This window comes from Streptomyces sp. NPDC001222 (assembly GCF_042896945.1).
GTDB classification, from domain to species: Bacteria; Actinomycetota; Actinomycetes; order Streptomycetales; family Streptomycetaceae; genus Streptomyces; species Streptomyces gibsoniae.
This window is the reverse complement of record NZ_JBIAXT010000001.1, coordinates 141,626-166,110: the sequence shown is the minus strand read 5'-3', so window position 1 is coordinate 166,110 and position 24,485 is coordinate 141,626. Positions and strand designations below refer to the sequence as shown.

General features: G+C 70.7%; 15 protein-coding genes. 6 read left to right on the top strand and 9 right to left on the bottom strand.

Features of this window, described 5'->3' with window-relative positions:
- Positions 1 to 20: 20 nt before the first annotated feature.
- Positions 21 to 1,580 carry a DUF1996 domain-containing protein gene (locus ACFY2Z_RS00760; protein ID WP_390742017.1) on the top strand — a complete coding sequence of 520 codons (1,560 nt, stop codon included), beginning with the start codon at positions 21 to 23 and terminating at the stop codon, positions 1,578 to 1,580.
- 155 nt (positions 1,581 to 1,735) lie between these two features.
- On the opposite strand, the gene ACFY2Z_RS00755 is transcribed toward ACFY2Z_RS00760, so the two are convergent.
- Positions 1,736 to 2,164, bottom strand: coding sequence for a hypothetical protein (locus ACFY2Z_RS00755; protein WP_390742016.1), 429 nt, complete (start codon positions 2,162 to 2,164; stop codon positions 1,736 to 1,738).
- Between the two features lie 187 nt (positions 2,165 to 2,351).
- Between ACFY2Z_RS00755 and ACFY2Z_RS00750 the strand changes: the two genes are divergently transcribed.
- The 3 genes from ACFY2Z_RS00750 (at position 2,352) to ACFY2Z_RS00740 (ending at position 5,734) form a co-directional block, all read left to right on the top strand.
- Positions 2,352 to 2,855, top strand: coding sequence for a tetratricopeptide repeat protein (locus tag ACFY2Z_RS00750; protein ID WP_390742015.1), 504 nt, complete (start codon positions 2,352 to 2,354; stop codon positions 2,853 to 2,855).
- 88 nt (positions 2,856 to 2,943) lie between these two features.
- Complete coding sequence (locus ACFY2Z_RS00745; RefSeq protein WP_390742014.1) at positions 2,944 to 4,926, top strand: hypothetical protein; 1,983 nt, start codon at positions 2,944 to 2,946, stop codon at positions 4,924 to 4,926.
- A gap of 118 nt (positions 4,927 to 5,044) precedes the next feature.
- Positions 5,045 to 5,734, top strand: a complete 690-nt coding sequence (locus ACFY2Z_RS00740; protein WP_390742013.1) for a TetR/AcrR family transcriptional regulator — start codon at positions 5,045 to 5,047, stop codon at positions 5,732 to 5,734.
- 4 nt (positions 5,735 to 5,738) lie between these two features.
- Here the strand turns inward: ACFY2Z_RS00740 and ACFY2Z_RS00735 are convergent, their stop codons facing one another.
- From ACFY2Z_RS00735 to ACFY2Z_RS00705, 7 genes are all read right to left on the bottom strand, one after another.
- On the bottom strand, positions 5,739 to 6,095 hold the full coding sequence (locus ACFY2Z_RS00735) for a 5-carboxymethyl-2-hydroxymuconate Delta-isomerase (RefSeq protein WP_390742012.1): 357 nt from the start codon (positions 6,093 to 6,095) through the stop codon (positions 5,739 to 5,741).
- 124 nt (positions 6,096 to 6,219) lie between these two features.
- Complete coding sequence (gene pulA / locus ACFY2Z_RS00730; protein ID WP_390742011.1) at positions 6,220 to 11,631, bottom strand: pullulanase-type alpha-1,6-glucosidase; 5,412 nt, start codon at positions 11,629 to 11,631, stop codon at positions 6,220 to 6,222.
- A 262-nt stretch (positions 11,632 to 11,893) separates the two neighbouring features.
- Positions 11,894 to 13,276 (bottom strand): alpha-amylase family protein, encoded by a 1,383-nt coding sequence (locus ACFY2Z_RS00725; RefSeq protein ID WP_390742010.1) that lies wholly within the window; start codon positions 13,274 to 13,276, stop codon positions 11,894 to 11,896.
- 283 nt (positions 13,277 to 13,559) lie between these two features.
- Positions 13,560 to 15,290 (bottom strand): glycoside hydrolase family 13 protein, encoded by a 1,731-nt coding sequence (locus ACFY2Z_RS00720; RefSeq protein WP_390742009.1) that lies wholly within the window; start codon positions 15,288 to 15,290, stop codon positions 13,560 to 13,562.
- A gap of 177 nt (positions 15,291 to 15,467) precedes the next feature.
- On the bottom strand, positions 15,468 to 16,373 hold the full coding sequence (locus ACFY2Z_RS00715; RefSeq protein ID WP_390742008.1) for a sugar ABC transporter permease: 906 nt from the start codon (positions 16,371 to 16,373) through the stop codon (positions 15,468 to 15,470).
- Between the two features lie 19 nt (positions 16,374 to 16,392).
- On the bottom strand, positions 16,393 to 17,397 hold the full coding sequence (locus ACFY2Z_RS00710) for a carbohydrate ABC transporter permease (RefSeq protein ID WP_390742007.1): 1,005 nt from the start codon (positions 17,395 to 17,397) through the stop codon (positions 16,393 to 16,395).
- Positions 17,398 to 17,501: 104 nt separating this feature from the next.
- Positions 17,502 to 18,776: an extracellular solute-binding protein gene (locus tag ACFY2Z_RS00705; RefSeq protein WP_390742006.1), complete on the bottom strand. Its 1,275-nt coding sequence runs from the start codon at positions 18,774 to 18,776 to the stop codon at positions 17,502 to 17,504.
- A 452-nt stretch (positions 18,777 to 19,228) separates the two neighbouring features.
- On the opposite strand from ACFY2Z_RS00705, the gene ACFY2Z_RS00700 reads away from it, so the two are divergent.
- Positions 19,229 to 20,263 carry a LacI family DNA-binding transcriptional regulator gene (locus ACFY2Z_RS00700; protein ID WP_311690613.1) on the top strand — a complete coding sequence of 345 codons (1,035 nt, stop codon included), beginning with the start codon at positions 19,229 to 19,231 and terminating at the stop codon, positions 20,261 to 20,263.
- Between the two features lie 109 nt (positions 20,264 to 20,372).
- The gene (locus ACFY2Z_RS00695; RefSeq protein ID WP_390742005.1) at positions 20,373 to 21,242 is read left to right on the top strand and encodes a phosphatase PAP2 family protein; all 870 of its coding nucleotides are present in this window, start codon (positions 20,373 to 20,375) and stop codon (positions 21,240 to 21,242) included.
- A 52-nt stretch (positions 21,243 to 21,294) separates the two neighbouring features.
- Here ACFY2Z_RS00695 and ACFY2Z_RS00690 read toward each other — a convergent pair whose 3' ends face one another.
- Positions 21,295 to 24,300: a bifunctional [glutamine synthetase] adenylyltransferase/[glutamine synthetase]-adenylyl-L-tyrosine phosphorylase gene (locus ACFY2Z_RS00690; RefSeq protein WP_390742004.1), complete on the bottom strand. Its 3,006-nt coding sequence runs from the start codon at positions 24,298 to 24,300 to the stop codon at positions 21,295 to 21,297.
- Positions 24,301 to 24,485 lie beyond the last annotated feature (185 nt).

The following is a 24,485-nucleotide window of genomic DNA, read 5'->3' as shown; positions in this document are numbered from 1 at the left end:
AAGGAAGTCAGAGGAGTTCCATGGGACGCAACACTCGAAAACGCCGTACGCCGCTGGCCACGAAGGCCATTGCCGCCTCGGCTGCCCTAGCGCTCGGTGGGGGCGGGCTGATCTGGGCGAACTACTACGCTTCGGCGCACGAGACCAACAACGCCTGGGGGGGTAACCAGACCAAGGCCGCGAGCGCCACGGTGGCGACCATCTCGTGCCCGGACGTCGGCCAGAAGCTGACGAACGTGCCGGCCGCCGCGCGCAACGGTGTGGCCGCGGAGCTCGCCAAGCTCGACAAGCAGATCACTGAGGCCTACGCCCGGCTCGCCTCCACGCGTCAGGCCCAGGCGAACGACGCGAGCTTCGTGCAGAACGCGATCGTCGGCCCCCTCAAGGAGAAGCGGGCCGCGACGATCGACCGCATCAGAATCGACATCCAGCGGGTCGGCGGGTCCTTCAACCAGTCACTGTCCCAGCTGGCCTCCTGCACGACGCTGAACACCAACCAGACGACCGCCGGTCAGACCGGCGGCCAGAACGGTGGCCAGCAGAACAACGGCGGTCAGCAGCAGAACAACGGCGGCCAGCAGAACAACGGCGGCCAGCAGCAGAACAACGGCGGTCAGCAGAACAACGGCGGCCAGCAGCAGGGCAACGGCGGCCAGGCCGGCAACGGCCCGGTGGCGGCGGACTTCGTCGACATCACCAAGGTCGCGCCGAACGTCCAGGGCAAGCCGGCCAAGCTGGGCAACGCCTCGACCGGTTCGTTCGTCACCCGCTGTGGCGTGAACGCGAACAAGAACCACAACACCGACAACGTCATCGTGGCGCCCGGCGTGGCCAACGGCGCGCACCACCTGCACGACTACGTCGGCAACCAGAAGGTCAACGCGTTCTCCAGCAACCAGACGTTCCTGCAGGGCGGCACCAGCTGCCAGAACAAGAACGACCTGTCGGCGTACTACTGGCCTGTGGTCCGTGTCCAGGACGGCACGCAGGACTTCGACCAGAACGCCGACGGCGGTGGCAAGGAAGGCAACGTCGGCCGGATCCTGACCCCGGTCCAGGCGCAGATCAAGTACGTCGGCAGCCCCGCCAGCAAGGTCGTCGCGATGCCGCAGTTCCTGCGCATCATCACCGGTGACGCCAAGACCACCACCAACGGTCTGGGCAACGCCAACGCGCACTGGAGCTGCACCGGCTTCGAGAACAAGGTCCAGCTGACGACGCAGTACCCGATCTGCCCGCAGGGCAGCAACGTGGTCCGCACGTTCGCCTTCCAGAGCTGCTGGGACGGTCAGAACATCGACAGCGCCAACCACCGTACGCACGTGGCCTTCCCCGACCCGGCGAGCGGCGTCTGCGGGAACGGCTTCAAGGCCATCCCGGAACTGACGATGCGCCTCGTGTACAAGATCAACCCGCCGACCGTCGTGAACGGTCAGGTGAAGAACGCCTACGCGGTCGACGGCTTCCCGGACCAGCTCCACAAGCCGGCCACCGACCACGACGACTTCATCAGCGTCACGACCGGCGGCCTGGCGAACAAGATCGCCAACTGCATCAACTCCGGTCGGCAGTGCCAGTGACCCGCTGAGGCGGCGACCACCGACACGGTGATCCACTGAAGAAGGCCGGTGGCGGGATTCCCGTCACCGGCCTTCTTCGGCATGTGCGCCGCACTGCGACCGCCCCTTCGCCGTGCGGCCCCGCGGTTCCCACCGCGGGGCCCCCTGGCCCTGGCTCAGCCGCCGTGCCCGGCGTGGGAGTGGTGGTCGACACCGATCTCGACATCGCCGCCGAGCGTGCCGCGCAGCGCCTTGACCACCCCGTTGTCCCCGACGGCGACCCACTTGCGGCCCACGAGGTAGTAACCGCCGTAGTCCTTGGCATCGTTGATCCACTCACGCTGCCCCCGGTCGGTGGCGAAGGTGGCGAGCACGAACTTGCCGTCGGAGTTGGCGCAGATGGCCTGCCGGATCTCGTCGGCGTCCGTCTGGATGTTCGGCTTGCACTTCACGTCCGCCGCCAGGTCCTCCAGGCTGCCGGTCGCAGTCGCCGGAACCTTGCTCTGGGCGGCGGCCGACCCGCCGGACCCGCCCGACCCGGCACAGCCGGTCAGCACCAGCAGGGCGACGGCCGCACCGGCCGCCAGCTTCTCGCGCGTCCTCATGTCTTCTCCCGGTCGTTCCGGCCCATGCCGCTGAAGGCCCCCGCGAGGACCCTGCCTTCTCGTACGGCTGGGACGCCTTCTGTGCTCAACGGCCGCCTGGCTCCCTGTGGGATCACGGAAATCCGGTGCCCCGTCCGGCACCCGTGTGCGAAGGTGGGCGGCCTGGCACTCGGGTCGAGGGGGAAGCGTGGGCACACAGGACTGGGACGAGCGCGTGGCGGCCGCGTGGGCGACCCTCGACGACTACGCCGAGGAGGACGCCGCGGACTTCCGGGCCGTGATCGACGCCCTCGTCGCCGAACTGCCCGACGGCAGTCCGCTCGGCCCCTTCGAGCGGGCCTGCGCCTGGGACTCGACGGGCCACTCGGACCGTGCGGTGCCGCTGTACCGGGAGGCGCTGGCGCGCGGTCTCGACGGCTACCGCGGCCGCCGGGCGAAGATCCAGTTGTCCAGCTCGCTGCGGAACATCGGACAGGCGGAGGAGGGCGTGAAGCTGCTCACCCCCGAACTCGACGCCCCCTCCGACGAACTGGACGACGCCGTACGGGGCTGTCTCGCCCTGTGTCTGTCGAGCCTGGGCCGTGACCGTGAGGGGCTGTCCCTGGTGCTCGGCGCGCTCGCGCCGCATCTGCCGCGCTATCAGCGGTCGATGGCGAACTACGCCCGGCTGCTGGTCGAGCCCGGCGACTGACCGGCTCGTTCACGCGCACGCCGGGGGACCGCTCCCCCGCGCTCGCCCGTCCAGGTGACCAACCACCGTTTCGCTCGTTCTGCTGAGCGTGCAGTCACAGGACGTCGCCCCCCACCCCGCATCGGCCTCCGGTCCGGTCATCGACGTCGAGCAGGCCGAGGCCACGCTCGTCGAGCACTATCCCCGGCTCGTCCGGCTCGCCTATCTGGTGCTGCCGCCGGGCCTGGGCCGCAACCGTCGGGTGCTGACCGCGCACGGCCTCGTCCAGCGGGCTCTGCCCCGGGGACGCGCCCTCTCGGCCGTGGTCCCGCCCCAGAGCGGCGGCCGGCACAGCGCCGGGGCATCCCACCGCTCCGGCGGTGCGGGAGGCGCCGGGAGCCCGGCCGAGGGCCCCGACGGCGACCCCGGGTACGCCCTGCTGCGGCTGCGCGTGGTGCGCACGGCGCTGGAGGCGGGCCGCCCGCTCCGGGGCACGGCCTGGCCGAAGCGGTCCCAGCTGCCGCCGCTGCTGCCCCAGGTGTGGGGGCTGCGGTTGTTCCCGCGCTCGGGCGGCGCCGACGAACTCGCCCTGGACCAGCGGTTGTCCGCCCTGTCCGCCCCGGCCCGCGCCGCCCATGTGCTGCGCGGTCTGGAGAAGCTCCCCGAGGGCGGTGTGCGCCGGGTGCTGTCCGCGGCAGGGGTCGCGGACCCGGCGGCGGCGATCCGCGAGGCCGCGTCCGTGCCGGCCGACGACGCCTTGCTGCACTCCTCCGAGTTCGACCCGTGTGCGCTCCAGGCCCGGCCGACCGACCTCATGCGGCGCCGGCAGCACACCAAGGCCGCGCTCGCCGCCGCGGCGGCCGTCGCGGTGTGCGGGGCGCTGCTGACGGTGCCGAGCGGCGGCTGGGGCCCGGACGGCGCCGCCGCCCCCGCCGACGCGCAGAACCCGGCCGCCCGGGCCGCCCTGGATCCGGCCCGGGTGACCCGGGTGGCGCCCACCGCGTGGCAGACGTCGGCGCGCACCGACTTCTCCGTGTGGCCCGCCCGCGGCGGTCTGACCGGTGACCGGGGGCTGCTGCGGCGCGCGCTCGCCGTCTGGGCGCGGCCCGGGGAGTCCGTACGGGTCTCGGCCACTCCCGGCACGCCCTCGGGTGGCCCCGCCGGCCCGCCGCAGCTGCTGTACGCGGGCCAGGTCGACGCGGCGCGCGTGGTGGTCTTCTACGACGGTCTGCGCATCGTGCGCTACGCCGAGCCGAGGGACGGCACGGACAGGGCCGCGCTCGACCTCGCCCGGGCGGACGCGGCGTCCGGGGCCGAGGCGGAGGCGCTGGTGCTGGACCGCGCCGACGGCAACGTCCGTTATCTGACGGCCCCTTGGGTGCGCGCGGCGGTGCAGCGGGACCTGGTGCGGCCGTCGGCCGGGGCGACGGACCTGCGTCCGGTGGACGGGGTGACCGCACCGCTCGCGAGTCCGGCCCAGCAGAGCGGCTCGTGTGCGTCGTGGAACGTGCTGCAGCTGACGGACGGTTCGGGTACGCGGGTGCTGGCCGACCTCGGGGAGCTGATGCCGGCGCATCTCACCGTGGGGCGGCCGGCCGGGCCCCGGGAGGCGTCCGGGGCGGCGGGCCTACGCGCCTGGGCACCGTACGCGTGCTCGCTGGCGGCGGTGCGGTCGCAGGGCGTCCGGTCCGTCAACGCATGGGAGTACGCGCGGCAGTCGCTGCCGGACGGGTCCGGGGCCGCGCAGTGGGTGTGCACCCGGGCGGACACCTGGCGGGGCGATGCCCCGCGTGTGCTGGCCCAGTTCCGCACCCCGGGCGGGAGGTCCGGGGCGGTCGCGGCGCAGGGCGAGGGCGTCGCGGCGTGCGGGGCGAAGGATCCCCATGTGCTGGCCGGGGTGTTGTGGAAGTCGGCGGGGGGCGCCTGGTACCTGCTCGCCGCGGGCAGCGAGGACACCGCGTCCGTCCGGACGACCGGCCAGGTGAACGGGTCGGCGCGGGGCAGCCTGCTGACGGTGCGGACGCGGCAGGGTGTCCGGGCCGGGCTCAGGGGCACCCTGACCGACGGAAGGACGGTCGGCGGACTTCGGTGAGAACCCACCGAACCGGCCCTCGGATCAGGGGGTACGGTGAGGGTGTTGTGCCGGAGATGTGAACACACCACAGGGATCCGGCCGGTTCAAGGCCGGATTCGATCGGTAAGGTGTTCGTATGACTACCGGGGTACGCCGCAGATTGGGAGTCGAGGAGCGGCGGCAGCAGTTGATCGGCGTCGCCCTCGAACTGTTCAGCCAACGCTCCCCCGACGAGGTCTCCATCGACGAGATAGCGTCGGCCGCGGGCATCTCGCGCCCGCTGGTCTATCACTACTTCCCAGGCAAACTCAGCCTGTACGAGGCCGCGTTGAGGCGGGCCGCGGACGATCTGGCGAACCGGTTCACGGAGCCGCACGAGGGTCCCCTCGGGGCACGGCTGCTCCGGGTGATGCGCCGCTTCTTCGACTTCGTGGACCAGCACGGCCCCGGCTTCTCGGCGCTGATGCGCGGCGGCCCGGCGGTCGGCTCGTCGACGACGAACGCCCTCATCGACTCGGTGCGCCAGGCCGCGTACGAGCAGATTCTCTCGCATCTGGAGATCGAGGACCCGCCCGCGCGACTGGAGCTGATCATCCGCTCCTGGATCTCGCTCGCGGAGTCGACCGCACTGCTCTGGCTGGACGGCCGGCGCGTCCCACGGGCGGAGTTGGAGAGCCAGCTGGTGCACGACCTCGGCGCGCTCGCGGCCGTCGGCGCCGCCTACGACAAGGAACTGGCCGCAGTGGTGCGCCCCATGTTCGAGGGCGAGCCGGCCGACGGCCCCTTCGGTGACCTGGTCGCCCGGCTGATCGCCCTCGCGTCCTGACGGCTCAGGCGTCGAACCTCTGGTACGACGGGTCGAGGTCACGCACCTCGGCCGAGGCGTGCAGCGCCAGGCCCTCGGCGGGCTTCACGTACTGGCGCAGCAGCTCCAGCGCGGCCTCGGCCAGCCGGGCCCGCGTCTCCTGGGCGCGTCCGGCCAGCAGACCGATGGAGATGCGCACCACGGCGTGCCCCTCGCTGTCGGAGCCGACCACGGTGTCCTCGGTCCGGCGGAACTGTGTCTTGCAGGCCGGGGGCTTCGCCGCCGCGATCTCCACGGTGGCGGCGTGGAGAGCTTTGGCGAACCCGGCGCGGTCGAAGTCCTCGGCGAGCCGCGCCGAGTAGTCGACGGTGATCTGCGGCATGAGCACTCCTGTTCTACGACGACACGGCTCACCCTAGTCGCCGTGCCGCCCCTCTCCCGAGCGGCTCTCGCACAGGCGGGGCCGGGCCCGCGAACGGACCCGGCCCCGCTGTCGGGGTGCCTCGTCACGCGCCCCGGGAGAACACCGCCACCGTGCGCGCCGGGACGGTGAAAGTGCCCGTGGCCGCCGCGTAGGAGGAGGTCTTCACCACCGCGTCCGCGCCGGCCGCCTGCACCGGGTGCAGCCGGTAGTGGGCCCCGGCGAGCGGCTGGACGCGCTGCTCCTGCCGCTCGGGCGTCGCGTTGAACACCACGACCAGGTCGCCGAGGGTCATGGTGATCACGCCGGGTGTCTCGTCCTTCCCGGACAGCGGGAAGGCCAGCCGGTCCTGCACCTGCGCGGCCGTGCCGAGGGAGAACGCCTTCTCCGTCGTACGGATCCTCAGCAGGTCCCGGTAGGCGGCGGAGGTCCCGTCGATCTGCGGGCAGCCCACCTTGACCGTGTCCAGCAGCGGCTTGGCGTAGGTCCACTTGGACTGGTTGTCGGCCGCCATCGGCAGCCCGCGTCCGAAGCCGTTGCCGTCCGCGCAGTTCCAGTGGACGGCGTTGAACCAGTCGCCGCTGTCGAAGGAGTTGCGGTCCAGCGACTTCGAGCGCAGCAGGTCGGTGCCCGCCTGGGAGAGGGCCGGTCCCTGCGAGAGGGCGGCCGTGGCCATCGCCAGCACCTGCATCCGGGCCCGGTCCGACGCTCCGGTCGAGGCCGGCAGCTTGTAGGTGAGCGCGTCGAACAAGGACTCGTTGTCGTGCGCGTCCACGTAGGCGAGGGCGTCGCCGGGGGCGTCCGCGTAGCCGGCGGGGGCGCCGTTGTAGTCGATCTCCGCGCCGGTGACCTCCTTGCCGTCGTCGTCGGTGAAGCGGTACTTCGCGAGGTTGCCGGTCAGACCGACCTTGATGAGGTCCTGGTAGTGCAGCAGCCGGGCCTTCTGCTCGGCCGGAGTGCCGTTGGCGGAGGACGCGTTCGGGTCGGTGTACAGGCCGGACGCGAAGCCCTGGACGCCCGGGTCCGAGTCGAAGGGGCTCCCGCCGCGCACGGCGTCACGGGCGCGGTCGGAGAACGTGGCGATGCCGGTGCCGGCCATGTTCTTCTGGGTGGCTTGGACGAAGCGGGCGTCGTTCGCGACCTCGCCGAAGTTCCAGCCCTCGCCGTAGAGGATGATCTTCTTGCCGTCGACCCCGTCCTTCGCGAGGGTCAGCGCGTCCAGCGCCTTGCGCACCGCGAGGATGTTGGCCTTCGGGTGGTGGCCCATGAGGTCGAAGCGGAACCCGTCCACCTTGTACTCCTTGGCCCAGGTGACGAGCGAGTCCACGACGAGCTTGCCCATCATGGCGTTCTCGGGCGCGGTGTTCGCACAGCAGGTGCTGTTCGCCACCGAGCCGTCGGCGAGCAGCCGCTGGTAGTAGCCGGGCACGATCCTGTCCAGGACGCTGGTGTCCGCCTGCCCGCTCGCCGCCGTGTGGTTGTAGACGACGTCCATCACGACCCTGAGGCCGTCGTCGTTGAGGGACTTGACCATCGTGCGGAACTGGACCGTGCGCCCGGTGCCGTCCGGGTCCGTGGCGTACGAGCCCTCGGGGACCGTGAAGTGGTACGGGTCGTAGCCCCAGTTGTAGGCGTCCTTCGCGGCGGTCGCGGCGACGCAGGCCTGCTGCCGGTCGGAGTCGGCGGCGTAGGAGGCGAGGTCGCAGCCGGGGGTCTGCTGCTCGGACTTCTTCTCGGGGATGGTCGCGATGTCGAAGGCGGGCAGCAGATGGACGTACGAGGTGCCCGCCTTCGCCAGCTCGCGCAGATGCCGGGAGCCGTCGCTCCTCTTGTCGGCGAAGGCGAGATAGGTGCCCTGGTCCTTGGCCGGCACGGTCTTGTCCGCGACGGAGAAGTCCCGGATGTGCAGCTCCTGGATCCGGGCGTCCCTGAGCGGCACCGCCTTCGGCTTCCTCAGATGCGACCAGCCGCTCGGGGCGAGGGACCGGTCGTTCAGGTCGACGACGAGGCTGCGCGCGGAGTCGGCCGTGAGGGCGAGGGAGTACGGGTCGGTGACCTTGTTGGTGACGATCTTCCGGGCGCTGGGCGCCCACACCTTCACGACATACCGGTAGGGCTTGTTCTTCCAGGACGCCGGGCCCGTGACGGACCAGACGCCGGTGGTGGCGTTCCGCCGCATGGCGACCGTGGAGCCGCCCACTTCGAGCCTCACCGACTGTGCGGTGGGCGCCCACACGGCCAGCGTGGGACGGCCGTGGTGGAACGTCGGCCCGAGGTCGGCCTTCGTCGCGTCGTACACGTCATCGAGTACGCCGGCGATCTGGACGCCCGTCGCCGCCGGCACCGCCCCGTCGGCGGCCCGCTGCGAGGCGACGAGCTGGCCGCTCAGGGCCTCGCGCACCCGGCCGCGGTCGCGCGGGTCGACGGACCAGGCGGTGTAGTCCTTCAGATAGGGGAACTTCGCCTTCTGGGCGTCGGTGAGCGTGGTTTTCGTCAGCCGCAGCCAGCGCTCGTCGTCGCTCGTCAGCGTCCCGTCCTTGACGGCGATGGAGCCGTCGTGGGAGTAGACCAGCTGGGTGGAGGCGGCGCCGTCGGCGCCGTTCCAGGCGAGCGTGTCCCGGTCGATCCAGACCGCCTTGGAGGTGGTGAGGTCGAGAGCGGCCGAGCTTCCCGCGGGCTGCGGCAGCAGGTACTTCTCCTGGCCGTTCAGCAGCCACACCTCGTGGCCGTTCGCCTTCAGGTCGAGCGACTGGTCGGCGGCGAGGTCCTTCTCGTCGCCCTTGTGGATGATGTAGCTGAGGCTGGTGGCGCCGTCGGCGAGCGGCACCTCGAAGACCGCGCCGTACGCGTCGGTCCGTACCGGCTTGAGCGGGCTGGACCAGTCGGTCGGGTTCGCGGCGCCCGTCCAGACGTGGAGGCCCCAGCCGTCGTAGTTCCCGTCGGCGCGGTGGTAGTGGATGACCGCCTTGGCCGTGTCCTGCGGCGGGTAGTCGGCCGTCGGCTTCTCGGTGAGGACGGTCTCCTTGCCCTGCTCGACCCAGACCTCGCCGGTCTTGGTGACGTCGATGGTGCGGTCGGCGGAGACGTCCTTGTCGCCGTTCTTGTCGATGACGAGGAAGCCGACGCTGGAGGCACCGGGCTTCAGCTTGACGTAGGCGAAGGCCCCGTAGGCGTCGCGGCCCACGAAGGGATGGCTGTCCGGCCAGGTCGTCGCCTCGCCGTCGGCGAGGTCACCCCAGGCGTACAGACCCCAGTCGGCGTAGTTCCCGTCGGCGCGCCTGTAGTGGACGATCGCGTAGTCGCGGGAGGAGGCGGTGGGGACCTGGGGGGCCGGCGGGGTGCCGGTCGTACTGTCCGCCGTCGCGCTCGCCGTGCGGCCTGCCGAGTCGATCACGACCGCCTTGTAGCGCAGGGCGGTTCCGGCCGCGACGTTCTTCGCGAGGGTCTGGGTGACCTTGTACGGGGCGTGGTCGGCGGAGCCGAGGGTCCGCCAGGAGCCGTTGCCGGTCTGGGCGGCGAAGACGACCCGGTCGAGCTGCCCGCCCTCGACGTCCGCGGAGACCTCGACGGTGCCGGTGGCGCCCGCGTCCGGGGCCTTCAGGGTGATCGTCGGTCTGGTGGCCGGTGCGCCGAGCGGGCGGGTGGCCTTGAGGACGACGGCGGAGTAGGCGGGGACGGTGACGGTGACCTTGCGGTCGGCGTCGCTGCGGACCGACGCGTCCGTCCCGTGGATGCCCCGGAAGGTCATGTCCGGTGAGCCGGTGGCGAAGGCGGCCGTCTTCTGCTCGCCCGCGTTGTTGAGGGCGACGAGGTACTCGGTGCCGTCGGTGCCGGTGCGCGAGAAGGCGTAGATGCCCGCGCCGTCGGCCGCGTAGCGCTCGGTCTGGACCCCGTCGGCGAGGGCGGGGTTGGCCTTGCGGAGCTCGGAGAGAGCGGCGATCTGACGGTAGAGCGGCGCACTCGTGTCGTACGCGTCGCTCGCGTGGGTGCGGTCGGTGCCGATCTCGTCGTCGTCCAGATAGTCCGCGACCTTTGAGGCGAACATCGTCTGGCGGGCGTCCTTGTCACCGCCGGAGCCGGTGAAGCCCTGCTCGTCGCCGTAGTAGACGACGGGGTTGCCGCGGCTGAGGAACATCACCTCGTCGGCGAACTCGTCCTTCTTCAGCAGCTCCGCGTCGGACGCCTTCGGGTTGTCCTGCTTCAGGAAGTACCCGATCCGCCCCATGTCGTGGTTGCCGAGGAAGGTGACCTGCTCGTACGCGTTGGCCTTGTCGGTCGTGTACTTGTAGTCGTCGGCGAAGACGCCCGCGAGTTTCCGTGCGCTGCCGCCCTGCGAGGCGTACTCCCGGGCCGCTTCCTGGAAGGGGAAGTCGAGCGTGGCGTCCAGGCGGCCCTCGGTGACGTACGGTGCGGTGATCGAGGGGTCGGCGGAGTAGACCTCGCCGAACATGAAGAAGTTCCTGCGGCCGTGCGCGGCGGCGTACCGGTCGAGCGCGGTCGCCCACTGCGTCCAGAACTCCATGTCGACGTGCTTCACGGTGTCGATCCGGAAGCCGTCGACGCCGAAGTCCCGCACCCAGCGCTCATAGATCTTCTCCATGCCGCTGACGACCTCGGGGCGCTCGGTCCACAGGTCGTCGAGGCCGGAGAAGTCGCCGTAGGTGGCGTTCTCGCCGGCGTAGGTGGAGTCACCGCGGTTGTGGTACATCGTCGGGTCGTTGAGCCACGACGGCTCCTTGATGTTCTTCTTCGCGGCCGGCACGACGGGCGTGCGCGGGAAGGAGCCGGTGCCGACCGGCGGGAAGCCCTTGGTGCCGTCCGCGTAGTCGGCGTCGTCGAAGGGCCGGCCGTCCTTGGTCAGATAGGGGAAGGCGCCCTTCGAGAGATAGTCGTGCGAGTGGCCCGCGTAGTCGACCACGTCGGCGGTGTGGTTGGTGATGACGTCGAAGAAGACCTTCATGCCCCTGGCGTGTGCCTTGGCGATGAGACCCGCCAGGTCCTCGTTGGTCCCGAAGTGCGGGTCGACTCTGGTGAAGTCGGTGATCCAGTAACCGTGGTACCCGGCCGATGCGTCGGCTCCGGTGCCCTGCACGGGCTGGTTCTTGAAGATCGGGGCCAGCCAGATGGCGGTGGTGCCGAGGCCCTTGATGTAGTCGAGCTTCCGGGTCAGGCCCTTGAGGTCGCCGCCCTGGTAGAAGCCCTTGTCCGTGGGGTCGTATCCGGTGGCGAGCCGTGAACCGGTGAGCCCGCCCCGGTCGTTGGAGGTGTCGCCGTTGGCGAACCGGTCCGGCATCACGAAGTAGAACTGCTCGCGGGTGTCGTCGTGCCGGGCGGGCTCGGCCGCGAGCCGCGCGTCGGAGGGCGGCGCGGGCGGGGTGGCCGCCCTGGCGGCGAGGGGCGGCAGGAGCGCCGCGGCGAGCGCGGTGACGGTGAGGGCCGTGACCCTTCTCCGGCTGGGGGTACGACGCCTCGGGGGCGTCGGCCATCTCGGTATCACAGGCGTGAACTCCTTGCGGCTGCGGCTCAATCGGGTCCGACCCCTGCGCCGCGGGACGGCTGCGTCGCCGGGCGCCCGCGCGACCGTACCGCCGACGAAAGCCTTACAGCAAGAGTCTTGAAACTCACGGCAAGTACTTTCAGAGCCAATTCCGCTCGGTACCGACTCACGGGCCGTGCACGGCTGTTGGGGCCCGGACACGACGGTGTGCCCTCCGGCGGATCTGCCGGAGGGCACCGCGGCGGTACGGACTGTCAGTCGGTCAGCAGCTCGACTTCCCCGCGTAGAGGGCGAGCGCGGTGTTCGGGGCGACGGACGCCTGGAACCAGCCGCTGCTGTTCACCGTCACGGTCCTGTTGCCCTGTACGTCGCAGTAGGTGCCGGCGGGCAGGGCTGTCTCGTACCACCGGTCGGCCGTGGTGCTCTCGTGGTTGATCACCACATAGCCCTTGGTGCCGCGGCCGAACGCGATGAGGTTGTTGCCGTCGTCCCACCACTTGGTGACCGCCTGGCCGCGCGTGGCGTTGCGGAAGGCGACCATGGACCTGATCTCCGGCCAGGCGTGCTGGCACTTCCAGCCGTTCTGCCAGCAGGCGTTCACCGCACCGCCGTTGGGCGGACCGGCGTCCGCGTCGGACCACTCGTAGCCGGAGTTGATGTCGGGGGCGCCGTAGGGCCAGGCCAGCATGAAGACGTTCGCCAGGGTGTAGTTGGCGCCGTCCTTGTAGTTCAGGGTCGAGCCGTTGCGCTCGGTGTCGTGGTTGTCCACGAAGACCCCGGCGACCGAGTTGCCCAGATAGCCCCAGCCCTCACCGAAGTTGTTCAGATAGGCGAGCTTCTCGCTGTTGAAGACCCGCTTGAGGTCGTAGGCGTAGCGGAACTCCTGGACGTCGCCGTTGCCCGTGTACTCGCTCGGCTGGACGGCCTCGCCGGCGCCGTAGATGACCTCCTGCTTCCAGTACGCGGAGGGGTTGGTCAGCCGGGACTTGATGTCGGCCAGGTCCTCGGCCGGGATGTGCTTGGCGGCATCGATGCGGAAGCCGTCCACGCCGAGACTGAGCAGGTCGTTCACATAGCCGGCGATGGTCGCGCGGACGTGCTCCTCGCCGGTGTCGAGGTCGGCGAGGCCCACCAGCTCGCAGTGCTGGACGTTCCAGCGGTCCTGGTAGTTGGTGACCTGGGAGGTGCAGTCGTCGAAGTCGGCGTACGAGTACAGGCCCGGGTAGTCGTACTTCGTGTACGACGAGCCTCCCGTGCCGGTGCCGCCGCCCGCCGACATGTGGTTGACGACGGTGTCCACGACGACCTTCACACCGGCCGCGTGGCAGGTGTTGACCATGTTCTGGAAGGCCGTGCGGTCGCCGAGGCGGCCCGCGATCCTGTAGCTCACCGGCTGGTACGACGTCCACCACTGGGGGCCCTGTATGTGCTCGGCGGGCGGGGAGACCTGGACGTAGCCGTAGCCTGCCGGGCCGAGGGTGTTGGTGCACTCCTTGGCGACCGAGGCGAAGTTCCACTCGAACAGAACCGCGGTGACGTCCTTGCTGCCGGGCGGGGAGGCGTACGCGGTCCCGGCGGGGACGGCGAGGGCGACCGACGCCGCCGCCGCGAGGGCGAGGGCCCCGGAGAGCGTTCTACTGGCCATGTGGGGGTTCCTTCTCCGTTGAAGGATCTGCTGAGGGGGTCCCTGACGGGCCGTGAGATCCCCTGAAGGGAATTGCTGCAAGTTTTCAACTACTTACAGTGCAGCAGACCGTACGAGCCCCGACCTCGACGGTCAACCCCCCGGACATGTTCCTGTCACATACGCGAAATAGTGGTCGGTTGCGGCTGGTTGACGCCACATCACCCGGTGCGGGCACACGACGGGGCCCGCCGTCCCGGTCGGACGACGGGCCCCTGAAATCCGATGAAAGGCTTGCGCCGGATCAGCCGGCTGTCCACCACACGGTGGTGTCGGCGGGCACCCTGCCCTCGCCGTTCGTCTCCGTCACCTCACCACTGGCGACCAGGACACGGCCGTACCACGGGACCGTGACGGCCTCGCCCGTGGTGTTGGCGACGCAGACGAAGTCCCCACGGCGGAAGGCGAGCACCCCCTCGGGCGCCCTCAGCCACTCCACCGAGTCGCCCGCGCCCAGTCCGGGCTGCTCGCGCCGCACGGCGAGGGCGGTGCGGTACAGCTCCAGGGTCGAGCCGGGGACCCCCTGCTGGGCCTCGACGCTGAGGTCGCCCCAGCTCACGGGCTGCGGCAGCCAGCTGCCGCCGCTGCCGAAGCCGTACGACGATCCGGTGCGGGTCCACGGGATCGGCACCCGGCAGCCGTCACGGAAGCCGTCCTGGCCCTCGCCCCGGAAGTAGGCGGGGTCCTGACGCACCTCGTCCGGCAGGTCCACGACGTCCGGCAGACCGAGTTCCTCGCCCTGGTAGAGGTACGCCGAGCCGGGCAGCGCCAGCATCAGCAGCGTGGCCGCGCGGGCGCGCCGCAGCCCCAGCTCGCGGTCGCCCGCCAGCCGGATCTGGGTGCCGAGGCCGGGCTCGTTGGCGAAGCGGGTGGCGTGCCGGGTCACATCGTGGTTGGACAGCACCCAGGTGGCGGGGGCACCGACCGGGCGCATCGCGTCGAGGGTGCGGTCGATGACCGTGCGCAGCTCCGCCGCGTCCCAGTGGGTGCCCAGGTACTGGAAGTTGAAGGCCTGATGCAGTTCGTCGGGGCGTACGTAGTGGGCGGTGCGCTCGATGGTCGGAGTCCAGGCCTCGGCCACGAAGATGCGCCCGCCCGTCTCCCACCACCGCCCTTCCGACGAAGGCTCTTCGAGCCCCATGTTCACGGCGTACTCGTCGAGGATCGTGCGCCACTGCCGGTAGATGGCGTGCACACCGTCCTGGTCGAAGAACGGCATGACATCGTTGCCCAGCAGTTTGAGCTGGTCGTGGCTGCCGAGGTCGGGCAGGCCCGCCGCCTTCACCAGGCCATGGGCGACGTCGATACGGAAGCCGTCGACCCCCATGTCCAGCCAGAAGCGCAGGATCGAGCGGAACTCGTCGCCGACCGCCGGGTGGTCCCAGTTGAAGTCGGGCTGCTCGGGCGCGAAGAGATGCAGGTACCACTCGCCGGCCGTGCCGTCGGGCTCGGTGACCCGGGTCCAGGCCGGGCCGCCGAAGATGGACTCCCAGTCGTTGGGGGGCAGCTCGCCGTTCACGCCCTTGCCGGGGCGGAAGTGGTAGCGCTCCCTCAGGGGTGAGCCCGGACCCTCCGCGATCGCCCGCTTGAACCACTCGTGCTGGTCGGAGGAGTGGTTGGGAACCAGGTCGACGATGATGCGCAGCCCCAGCCCATGGGCGTCGCGGATCAGCGCGTCGGCGTCCAGGAGGTTGCCGAACATGGGGTCGACGGCGCGGTAGTCGGCGACGTCGTAGCCGGCGTCGGCCTGCGGCGAGGCGTAGAAGGGGCTGAGCCACACGGCGTCCACGCCGAGGTCGCGCAGATACGGAAGTCGGGAACGTACGCCCTCCAGGTCGCCCATGCCGTCGCCGTTGCTGTCGGCGAAGCTGCGCGGATAGACCTGGTAGATCACCGCGTCACGCCACCAGTCGCGATGGGTGGCGACGGTGGCGAGAGCGGTGTTCGGGGCCGGGTCGGCGGAGTGCTGGCTCATGGCGTCCTTGATGCGGTGGGGTTCCCCGCCCCGGCGGAGCCGGGCGGGCAGGAGTCGGGGTCATGGAGTCATGCGAAGGGGCGGGGGTGACATGGCGGCCGCGGTGTCAGCGGGGTCGGAACGACACCGCGGCCGCCACCCGCGCGGATCAGGCGCGCGGGGGCTCCGGGAGGCGGGTCAGCCCTTGGTCCCGCCCGCGGTGAGGCCGGTCACCAGGTTCTTCTGCACAAGGTAGAAGAACACCGACACGGGTATCGCGATCAACACCGCGGTGGCGGCCATGTAGTTCCACTGCGCGTCGTGCTCGCTGACGAAGGTCTGCAGACCGACGGCGAACGTGTACTTCGAGTCGTCGAGCATGAAGGTGGTCGCGAAGGCGACCTCGCCGACGGCCGTGATGAAGTTGTAGAAGGCCGCCACGGCCAGTCCCGGGCGGGCCAGCGGCAGGATGAGCCGGAAGAAGGTGCCGAACGGGCTGAGCCCGTCGACGCGTCCCGCCTCGTCGATCTCGAAGGGGATGGTGTCGAAGTACCCCTTGAGCAGCCAGGCGCTGTACGGCACGGCCGTGGTGCAGTTGATGACGATCAGTGCCCAGTAGGTGTCGATGAGATCCAGCTCGCTGAAGATCTCGTACATCGGCACGATCAGGATGGCGATCGGGAAGGCCTGGGTCAGCAGCAGGACCCACATCAGCGGCTTGTAGCCGGGAAAGCGCATCCGCGAGACCGCGTAGCCGGTGGTGGCGGCGACGAAGACACCGATCACGGTGGTGCCGAGGGCCACGATCATCGTCGACTTGAACCAGTCGAAGAATCCGGTGTGCTGGAGCACATAGCTGTAGTTGGAGAAGGTGACCTTGCCCAGGATCTTGCCCGGGTGCAGATAGTCGTCCTTCTCCGGACCGAGAGACAGGAAGATCAGCCACGCCACCGGGGCGAGCGCGATCAGGCTCGCGACGGCTAGGCCGCCGTGCAGCAGGGCGATGCCGGCCGGGCCGCGCTCGCCGCGCCGGCGGGTCCGGCGCGAGGGCCGGGCGGCGGGGGCCGGTGCGGCCGCTGTCTCTTCCAGGGTCGTGATGCTCATGGCGGCGGCTCCTGCGGCGTCAGACGGCGAGCTGGTCATTGCGCTTCAGCCAGCGGAAGTAGAAGGAGGTGAAGACGGTGATGATCGACAGCAGCAGTACGCCGTACGCGGCGGACTGGGCGAAGTCGCGCGGCTGCTGTCCGAAGCCCAGGAAGTAGGCCCACGTGACGAGGATCTGGGCGTCGGGGGCGCTGGTCGGGCCGAACAGCAGGAAGATGATGGCGAACTGGTTGAAGGTCCAGATGATGCCGAGGAGCACGACGGTGGAGCTGACGGACCTCAGCCCCGGCAGGGTGACGTGCCGGAAGCGCTGCCAGGCGCTCGCGCCGTCCATCTCTGCCGCCTCGTAGAGCGAGGAGTCGATGGACTGCAGACCGCCGAGCAGCGAAAGCATCATGAACGGCACACCGCACCAGGTGTTGACCATGATCGCGGCGAAGCGCTGCCAGAAGGTGTCCTCCAGCCACTGCGGCTGGGGCAGGTGCAGGGCGTGCAGGACCTGGTTGATCACGCCGGAGTCGGCGAGCATGATCCGCCAGGAGAAGACCGTGACGAAGGTCGGCACGGCCCAGGGCACGACCAGCAGCACCCGGTAGAAGGTGCGTCCGCGCAGCTTCTCGTTGAGCATGAGCGCGAGGCCCAGGCCGAGGGCGTAGTGCAGGGCCACACAGGCGACCGTCCAGACGACGGTCCACAGGAAGTGCGACCAGAACCGGTCGTACGACAGCGGGCCGAACAGGATGTCCTTGTAGTTGTCGAGCCCGATGAACCTGTAGGTCGCCGCGATGTGGTTGACGCCGATCGTGCGCGCCGAGTTGAGGCTGTTGGCGTCCGTGAGGGTCAGGTAGAAGCCGCGGATCAGCGGATAGCCCACGATCACGGCGAGTACGACGACCACCGGGGCGATCATCGTGTAGGCGTACCAGTACTTCTGGTAGCCGTTTCTGATGCGCTGCCCCAGCCCGGGCCGGGGCCCGCGGTCACCGCGGCGCTTGCCGGTCGCGCGGTCGATGGCGACTGTCATGGTTCGACACCTTCAAAACGATCAGGAGTTGGGCTGGGCCGGGCACAGGGCGGTGGCCGCCGGCTCCCCTCCCCCGGTGGGGGAGATCCGACGGCCACAAGGGCTCACTTGCTGAAGTCGGGGACCAGCTTGGCGATGGCCACCTCGGCGTTGCTCAGGCCCTTGTCCAGCGGCTCCTTGCCGCCCGCGATCTTGGGCAGCTCGGTGTCGAGCGGGCCCCACAGCGAGCTGTACTCGGGCAGCGCCGGGCGCGGCTGGGCGGCGCTGAGCACGCTCTGGTAGCCGGCGATACCGGGGTCGGCCTTGACCTGGGCGCTGTAGGCGTCCTCGCGCGTCGGCAGCGTGGAGTTCTTCAGGGCGATGTTCTCCTGGGACTTCGCCGAGGTCATGAAGTTGACGAACTTCAGCGCCGCGTCCTGGTGGGCCTTGTCCGAGCCCGCGTACACGGAGAGGTTGTGACCGCCGGTCGGGGCGCCCGCCTTGCCGGAGGAGCCGGCCGGGACGCGGGCGATGCCGAGGTTGGACTTGTCCGAGAAGGCCGAGCCCTTGTAGAAGTTCGTGATCTCCCAGGGGCCCTGGATGATCGCGGCGACCTTGCCGTTGACGAACGCGTCCTGGATGTGGGCGTAGGCGTCTGCGGTGGTGTCGGCCGCGTGCAGGCCCTTGCCGGAGAACAGGCCCAGCCAGGTGCCGTAGGCCTTCTTCGCGGGGGCCGAGTCCACGGTGATCTTCTTGGCGGAGGCGTCGACCGTGTCGGTGCCCTCGCCGTAGAGGAAGCTCTGCGCGTAGTAGGCCTGGGTGGAGCCCCAGTAGCCGTCGACGCCCGCCTTGTCCTTGACCTTGGCGGCGTCGGACTTCAGCTCGGCCCAGGTCTTCGGCGCCTCGGTGATCCCGGCCTTCTTGAAGAGGGCCTTGTTGTAGACCAGCGCGAGGGTGTCGGTCACCAGCGGCACACCGTAGGTCTTGCCCTGGTACTGGGCCTGCTGGATCAGGCTGGACTGGAACTTGTCCTTGTCCGCGAGCGCCTGGGTGCCGTCCAGCGGCAGGAAGTAGCCCTTCTTCGCGAAGGCGGGGGTCCAGCCGACCTCGGAGCGCAGCACGTCCGGGGCGCCCTTGGAGCCGGCGGCGGTGTCGAACTTGTTCTGCGCCTGGTCGAAGGGGACGTCGACGTAGTTGACCTTGATCTTCGGGTTGGCCTTCTCGAAGTCCGCGACCAGTGCCTTGTACGTCGGCGCCTCATTGGTGGCGTTGGAGGTGTCCCACCAGGTGATGGTGACCGGCCCGTCGGACTTGCCGCTGCCGTTGTCACTTCCGCCGCAGGCCGTCGCCGCAAGGGCAACGGACGCCACCAGCGCGGTGGCCGCTATGCCACGCCGCATGAGTTCTCCTTGAGGGTGAAAGCCCGTGTAGCTACAGGTGGCGGTCCCGTCCGCCGCCCCTGCCGACTGTGCCGATGGGAGCCCCGCCCCCTCGCGGTCGAGGGGGCGGGGCTCCGCCGGGCGACGTGAACGTAACAGCGATGCAACCGGCGCGAAAGACCTTGCAGAAAAAAAGTGCAAGGGCTGACGATGGTTACCCGCCCGTGATCTGGCCGTGAGGGTCGGTACACCTGGCTTCGGGGCTGATCTGCGGGGCACAGACACGTGTGCAAGACTCTGCAATCTCTTGCCATGCGTTGCACGCGTGGGGATCATCCCCTTGCGGACACGGACGCCGAACACGATCACGAGGGAGCGCGATGACGCAGCAACCCGCAGCGGGCAGGCCAACCGCCCGGGCCCGGCGTCCGATTGGTGGGCAAGCGGAGACGCGACCGGTACAGTCCGGCCACGTGACCACACGGCTTGCCGACATCGCGGCGCAGGCGGGGGTCAGCGAGGCGACCGTCAGCCGTGTCCTCAACGGAAAGCCGGGCGTCGCCGCGACCACCCGCCAGTCCGTGCTGGCCGCCCTCGACGTGCTGGGCTACGAGCGCCCGGTGCGGCTGCGCCAGCGCAGCGAGGGCCTGGTCGGTCTGATCACCCCGGAGCTGGAGAACCCGATATTCCCGGCCCTCGCCCAGGTCATCGGCCAGGCGCTGACGCGGCAGGGGTACACCCCGGTGCTGGCGACCCAGACCCCCGGCGGCTCCACGGAGGACGAGCTGACGGAGATGCTGGTGGACCGCGGGGTGGCGGGCATCATCTATGTCTCCGGACTGCACGCGGACACCACCGCCGACATGCAGCGCTATGAGCGGCTGCGCGCCCAGGGCGTGCCCTTCGTGCTGGTGGACGGCTTCTCCCCCAAGGTGCAGGCGCCCTTCATCTCCCCCGACGACCGGGCCGCGATGTCGCTGGCGGTCACCCATCTGGTGTCCCTGGGGCACACCCGGATCGGGCTGGCTCTCGGACCCAGGCGTTTCGTGCCGGTGCAGCGGAAGATCGAGGGCTTCGTCCGCGCGATGCAGGACCAGCTCGGGCTGTCCCCGGAGGACATCGAGTCGCGACTCATCCAGCACTCCCTGTACACCCTGGAGGGCGGCCAGGCGGCGGCCGGCGCGCTCATCGAGCGGGAGTGCACCGCCGTGGTGTGCGCGAGCGACATGATGGCGCTCGGTGCGATACGCGCCGCGCGGCAGCGCGGGCTGGAAGTCCCCACGGACGTCTCGGTGGTGGGCTTCGACGACTCCCCGCTGATCGCCTTCACGGATCCGCCGCTGACGACGATCCGCAAGCCGGTCCCGGCGATGGGGCAGGCCGCCGTGCGGACGCTGCTGGAGGAGATCGGCGGGACGCCCGCGCCGCACAGTGAATTCGTGTTCATGCCGGAGCTGGTGGTACGGGGATCGACCGCTTCGGCTCCCGGGGACCGGAGTCGTCCCTAGGCAGTAGCCGCCGGGCCCCGCCACGGGTCCTCCAGGTGGAGAACATGCGGCCGGAACCCTTCCAAGGGATGATCGGCAGAAGATGGCTTTTCTGGCAGACTCTGTGCCTATGGGTGATAGGACCGTGTCGACAGTGGAGGGCCGGGCGCCGGCCGAGCCACAGGACGTCACGGACCGCGCGCAGGACCGGACGGGCCAGAGCCTCCTGCGCAGAATGCGCGCTCCGCGCCGCCCGCGCTTCTGGTTCGAGATCCTGCTCATCGGGGTCAGTTACTGGACGTACTCCCTGATCCGTAACGCCGTGCCGGAGCAGAGGACGAAGGCCCTGGCCAACGCGGACGGGCTGTGGCGCCTGGAACACCATCTGGGGATGGCGGTCGAGGACTCGGTCAACCACGCCGTCAACTCGGTGGCATGGCTGATCGTCGGAATGAACTACTACTACGCCACCCTGCACTTCGTGGTGACGATCGGGATCCTGGTCTGGCTCTACCACAGCCATCCGGGCCGGTACGCGGCCACTCGGCTCGCGCTTTTCGCCACGACGGCGGCAGCGCTGCTCGGCTACTACTTCTTCCCGCTCGCGCCGCCCCGTCTGATGAACGGGGGGCGCTTCGTCGACACGGTGGTGGTGCACCACACCTGGGGCTCGATGGCGTCGGGCGATCTGAAGCACATGTCCAACCAGTACGCGGCCATGCCGTCGATGCACATCGGCTGGTCGCTGTGGTGCGGACTGACGCTGTTCGCCCTGGCCGGCGTGGACTGGGTGCGGATCCTGGGACTGCTGTACCCGGTGGTGACGCTGACGGTGATCGTTGCCACGGCGAACCACTTCTGGCTGGACGCGGTCGGCGGGACGCTCTGCCTCTCGGCCGGCTTCGCGACGGCCTGGCTGTGGTACGGCGCCCTGCCGTTCTCACTGCCCCGCCGGGTGGCCGGGGCCGGCGGCCCGGTGCTGCGGCCCGCGGAGGCGTGAGGGCCGCGCCCGGTCCGCGTCGCCCACCGTCACCGGCCGTGGCGGACCGCGGTCACGAGCCGTAGAACAGCTCCTCCACCACGGTCCTGGCCCGGCGGGTCGTCCGCCGGTAGTCGTCCAGCATGTCGCCTGCGTGCCCCGGTCCGTACCCCAGGTAGCGGCCCACCGCGGCCAGCTCCCGGCTCTCCGTCGGGAACGTGTCGCCCGCCCGACCCCGGACCAGCATCACCGCGTTGCGCACCCGGGACGCGAGCACCCATGCCTCGTCCAGGGTCGCCGTGTCCTCCTCCGACAGCAGTCCGGCCTGGAGCGCGGCGGAGAGGGCGGCGCGGGTGCGGGTGGTGCGCAGCTCCGGCACCTGCGCACCGTGCCCCAGCTGCAGCAGTTGGACCGTCCACTCCACGTCCGACAGGCCGCCACGGCCCAGCTTGGTGTGGAGCGTCTTGTCCGCGCCCCTCGGCAGCCGCTCCGACTCCATGCGGGCCTTCAGCCGCCGGATCTCGCGCACGGCGTCGCCGCCGAGGCCCGCCGCCGGGTAGCGCAGCGGGTCGATCAGCTCGACGAAGCGGCGGCCCAGGTCCTCGTCCCCGGCCACGGGCTCGGCCCGCAGCAGGGCCTGCGACTCCCACACCAGCGACCAGCGCCGGTAGTACGCCTCGTACGACGCCAGGGTGCGCACGAGCGGCCCCGACTTGCCCTCGGGCCGCAGTCCCGCGTCGATGAGCAGCGGCGGGTCGGTGCTCGGCAGCTGGAGCAGGCGGCGCATCTCCGCCACCACCTTGTTGGCGGCCTCGCCCGCCTCCCGCTCGTCCACGCCCTCCTGCGGCTCGTGCACGAAGAGGACGTCCGCGTCGGAGCCGTAGCCCAGTTCGTGCCCGCCGAAGCGGCCCATGCCGATGACCGCGAACCTGGTGGGCAGGGTGTCGCCCCAGCCGGCCCGCACGACCGCGCGGAGCGTGCCCGCGAGGGTGGCCGCCGTCAGGTCCGAGACCGCGCCGCCGACGAGGTCGATCAGCTCGCCCTGGTCGGCGGGGGCGGGGGCGTCCTCGGTCCCGTACGAGCCGACGATGTCCGCGGCGGCCGTCCGGAACAGCTCGCGCCGGCGTACCCCGCGGGCCGCCGTGACCGCCTGCTCGGCGTTCTCGGCACGGCGGACCGCGGCGAGGATCTCCTGTTCCAGAGGGGTGCGGCCGCGCGGTTCGAGCCCGCCGCCGCTGCCGTCGCCGTCACCGAGCAGGGCCACGGCCTCGGGGGCGCGCATCAGCAGGTCGGGGGCGAGCCGGCCCGCGGACAGCACCCGGGCGAGGTTCTCGGCGGCGGCGCCCTCGTCCCTCAGCAGCCGCAGATACCAGGGGGTCTTGCCGAGCGCGTCGGAGACCTTGCGGAAGTTCAGCAGGCCCGCGTCCGGGTCGGCGGAGTCCGCGAACCAGCCGAGCAGGACGGGCAGCAGGGTGCGCTGGATGGCGGCCTTGCGGGTGACGCCGGAGGCCAGCGCCTCCAGATGGCGCAGCGCGGCGGCCGGGTCCGCGTAGCCGAGCGCGACCAGGCGCTCCCGGGCCGCGTCCGGGCTCAACCTGGCCTCGCCGGGGGCGAGTTGGGCGACCGCGTCGAGCAGTGGGCGGTAGAACAGCTTCTCGTGCAGCCGGCGTACGACACCGGTGTGCTGCTTCCACTCGCGCCGCAGCCCGTCCACGGGATCGGTGCGCAGCCCGAGGGAGCGGCCGAGGCGCCGCAGATCGTTCTCGTCCTCGGGGACGAGATGGGTGCGGCGCAGCCGGTAGAGCTGGATGCGGTGCTCCAGGGAGCGCAGGAAGCGGTACGCCTCCTCCAGCTGCCCGGCGTCGACGCGCCCGACGTAGCCGCCGGCCGCGAGCGCCTTCAGGGCGTCCAGGGTGGTACCGCTGCGCAGCGAGGAGTCGGCGCGCCCGTGCACCAACTGCAGGAGCTGTACGGCGAATTCGACGTCCCGGAGGCCGCCGGGACCGAGCTTCAGCTCGCGCTCGACCTCCCCCACGGGGATGTTGGCGACCACCCGGCGGCGCATCTTCTGCACGTCCGCGACGAAGTTCTCGCGCTCGGCGGCCATCCAGACGAGGGGGGCGAGGGTGGCCACGTACTCCTCGCCGAGTTCCACGTCGCCGGCCACCGGACGGGCCTTGAGCAGGGCCTGGAACTCCCAGGTCTTGGCCCAGCGCTGGTAGTAGGCGAGATGGCTGCTCAGGGTGCGCACGAGCGGGCCGTTCCTGCCCTCGGGCCGCAGATTGGCGTCGACGGGCCAGATGCTTCCCTCGACGGTGGTCTCGGAGCAGATCCGCATCATGTGCGAGGCGAGCCGGGTCGCGGCCTGCAGGGCCTTGCGTTCGTCGCCGCCGTCGCGGGTCTCGCCGACGAAGATGACGTCCACGTCGGAGACGTAGTTCAGCTCGTGGCCGCCGCACTTGCCCATCGCGATCACCGCGAGCCGGCAGTGCGCGGCGTCGTCGGGGGCGGCGGTCCGGGCGATGGCGAGGGCGGCGCGGAGGGTGGCGGTGGCGAGATCGGCCAGTTCGGCGGCGGTCTGGGCGACATCGGTGGTGCCGCACACGTCGCGGGCGGCGATCGACAGCAGACAGCGGCGGTAGGCGACGCGCAGGGAGACGGGGTCGGCGGCCTCCGCGAGCTCCTGTTCGAACTCCTCCACCCCGGGGTGGAGGTCCTGGGATTCGTAGGTGACCAGGACGTGCCAGTCGCCGGGGTGGCGGGCGAGGTGGTCGGCGAGCGCGGCGGAGGCGCCGAGCACGCCGAGCAGCCGGTCCCGCAGGGGCTTGGCCGCGATCAGGGTGTCGAGCAGCTCGCGCCGGGCGGTGGGGTCGGGCTGCGCCTCCACCAGCCGGACCAGTCCGTGCAGTGCCAGATCCGGGTCGGCGGTCGCGCCCAGGGCCTCCAGCAGCACGGGATCGGTCCTTATCGGCGCCAGCTCGACGCTCTCCAGAAGCCGCTCGGCGGCGGAGGGGTCGGTGAAGCCGTGCCGCAGCAGCCGGGTGAAGGTGCTGCTTCTGCGTCCTTGGGGCACGGTCATCCCTTGGCCTCCCGAGCGTCGATCAAGGTCCTGCGGCTTTGAGCCTAGCCCCAGTGCCCGGCCCAGGCGCCGCGCGGTGCCTCGGGATCGTGTTCCCGCCGGGTCATCTCGGGCCACCGGGTCGGGCGGGCCGCACCTGGTGCGGGAGTTGCGAACACGTCCCTACGAGGGCCCGGCGGCGGCGG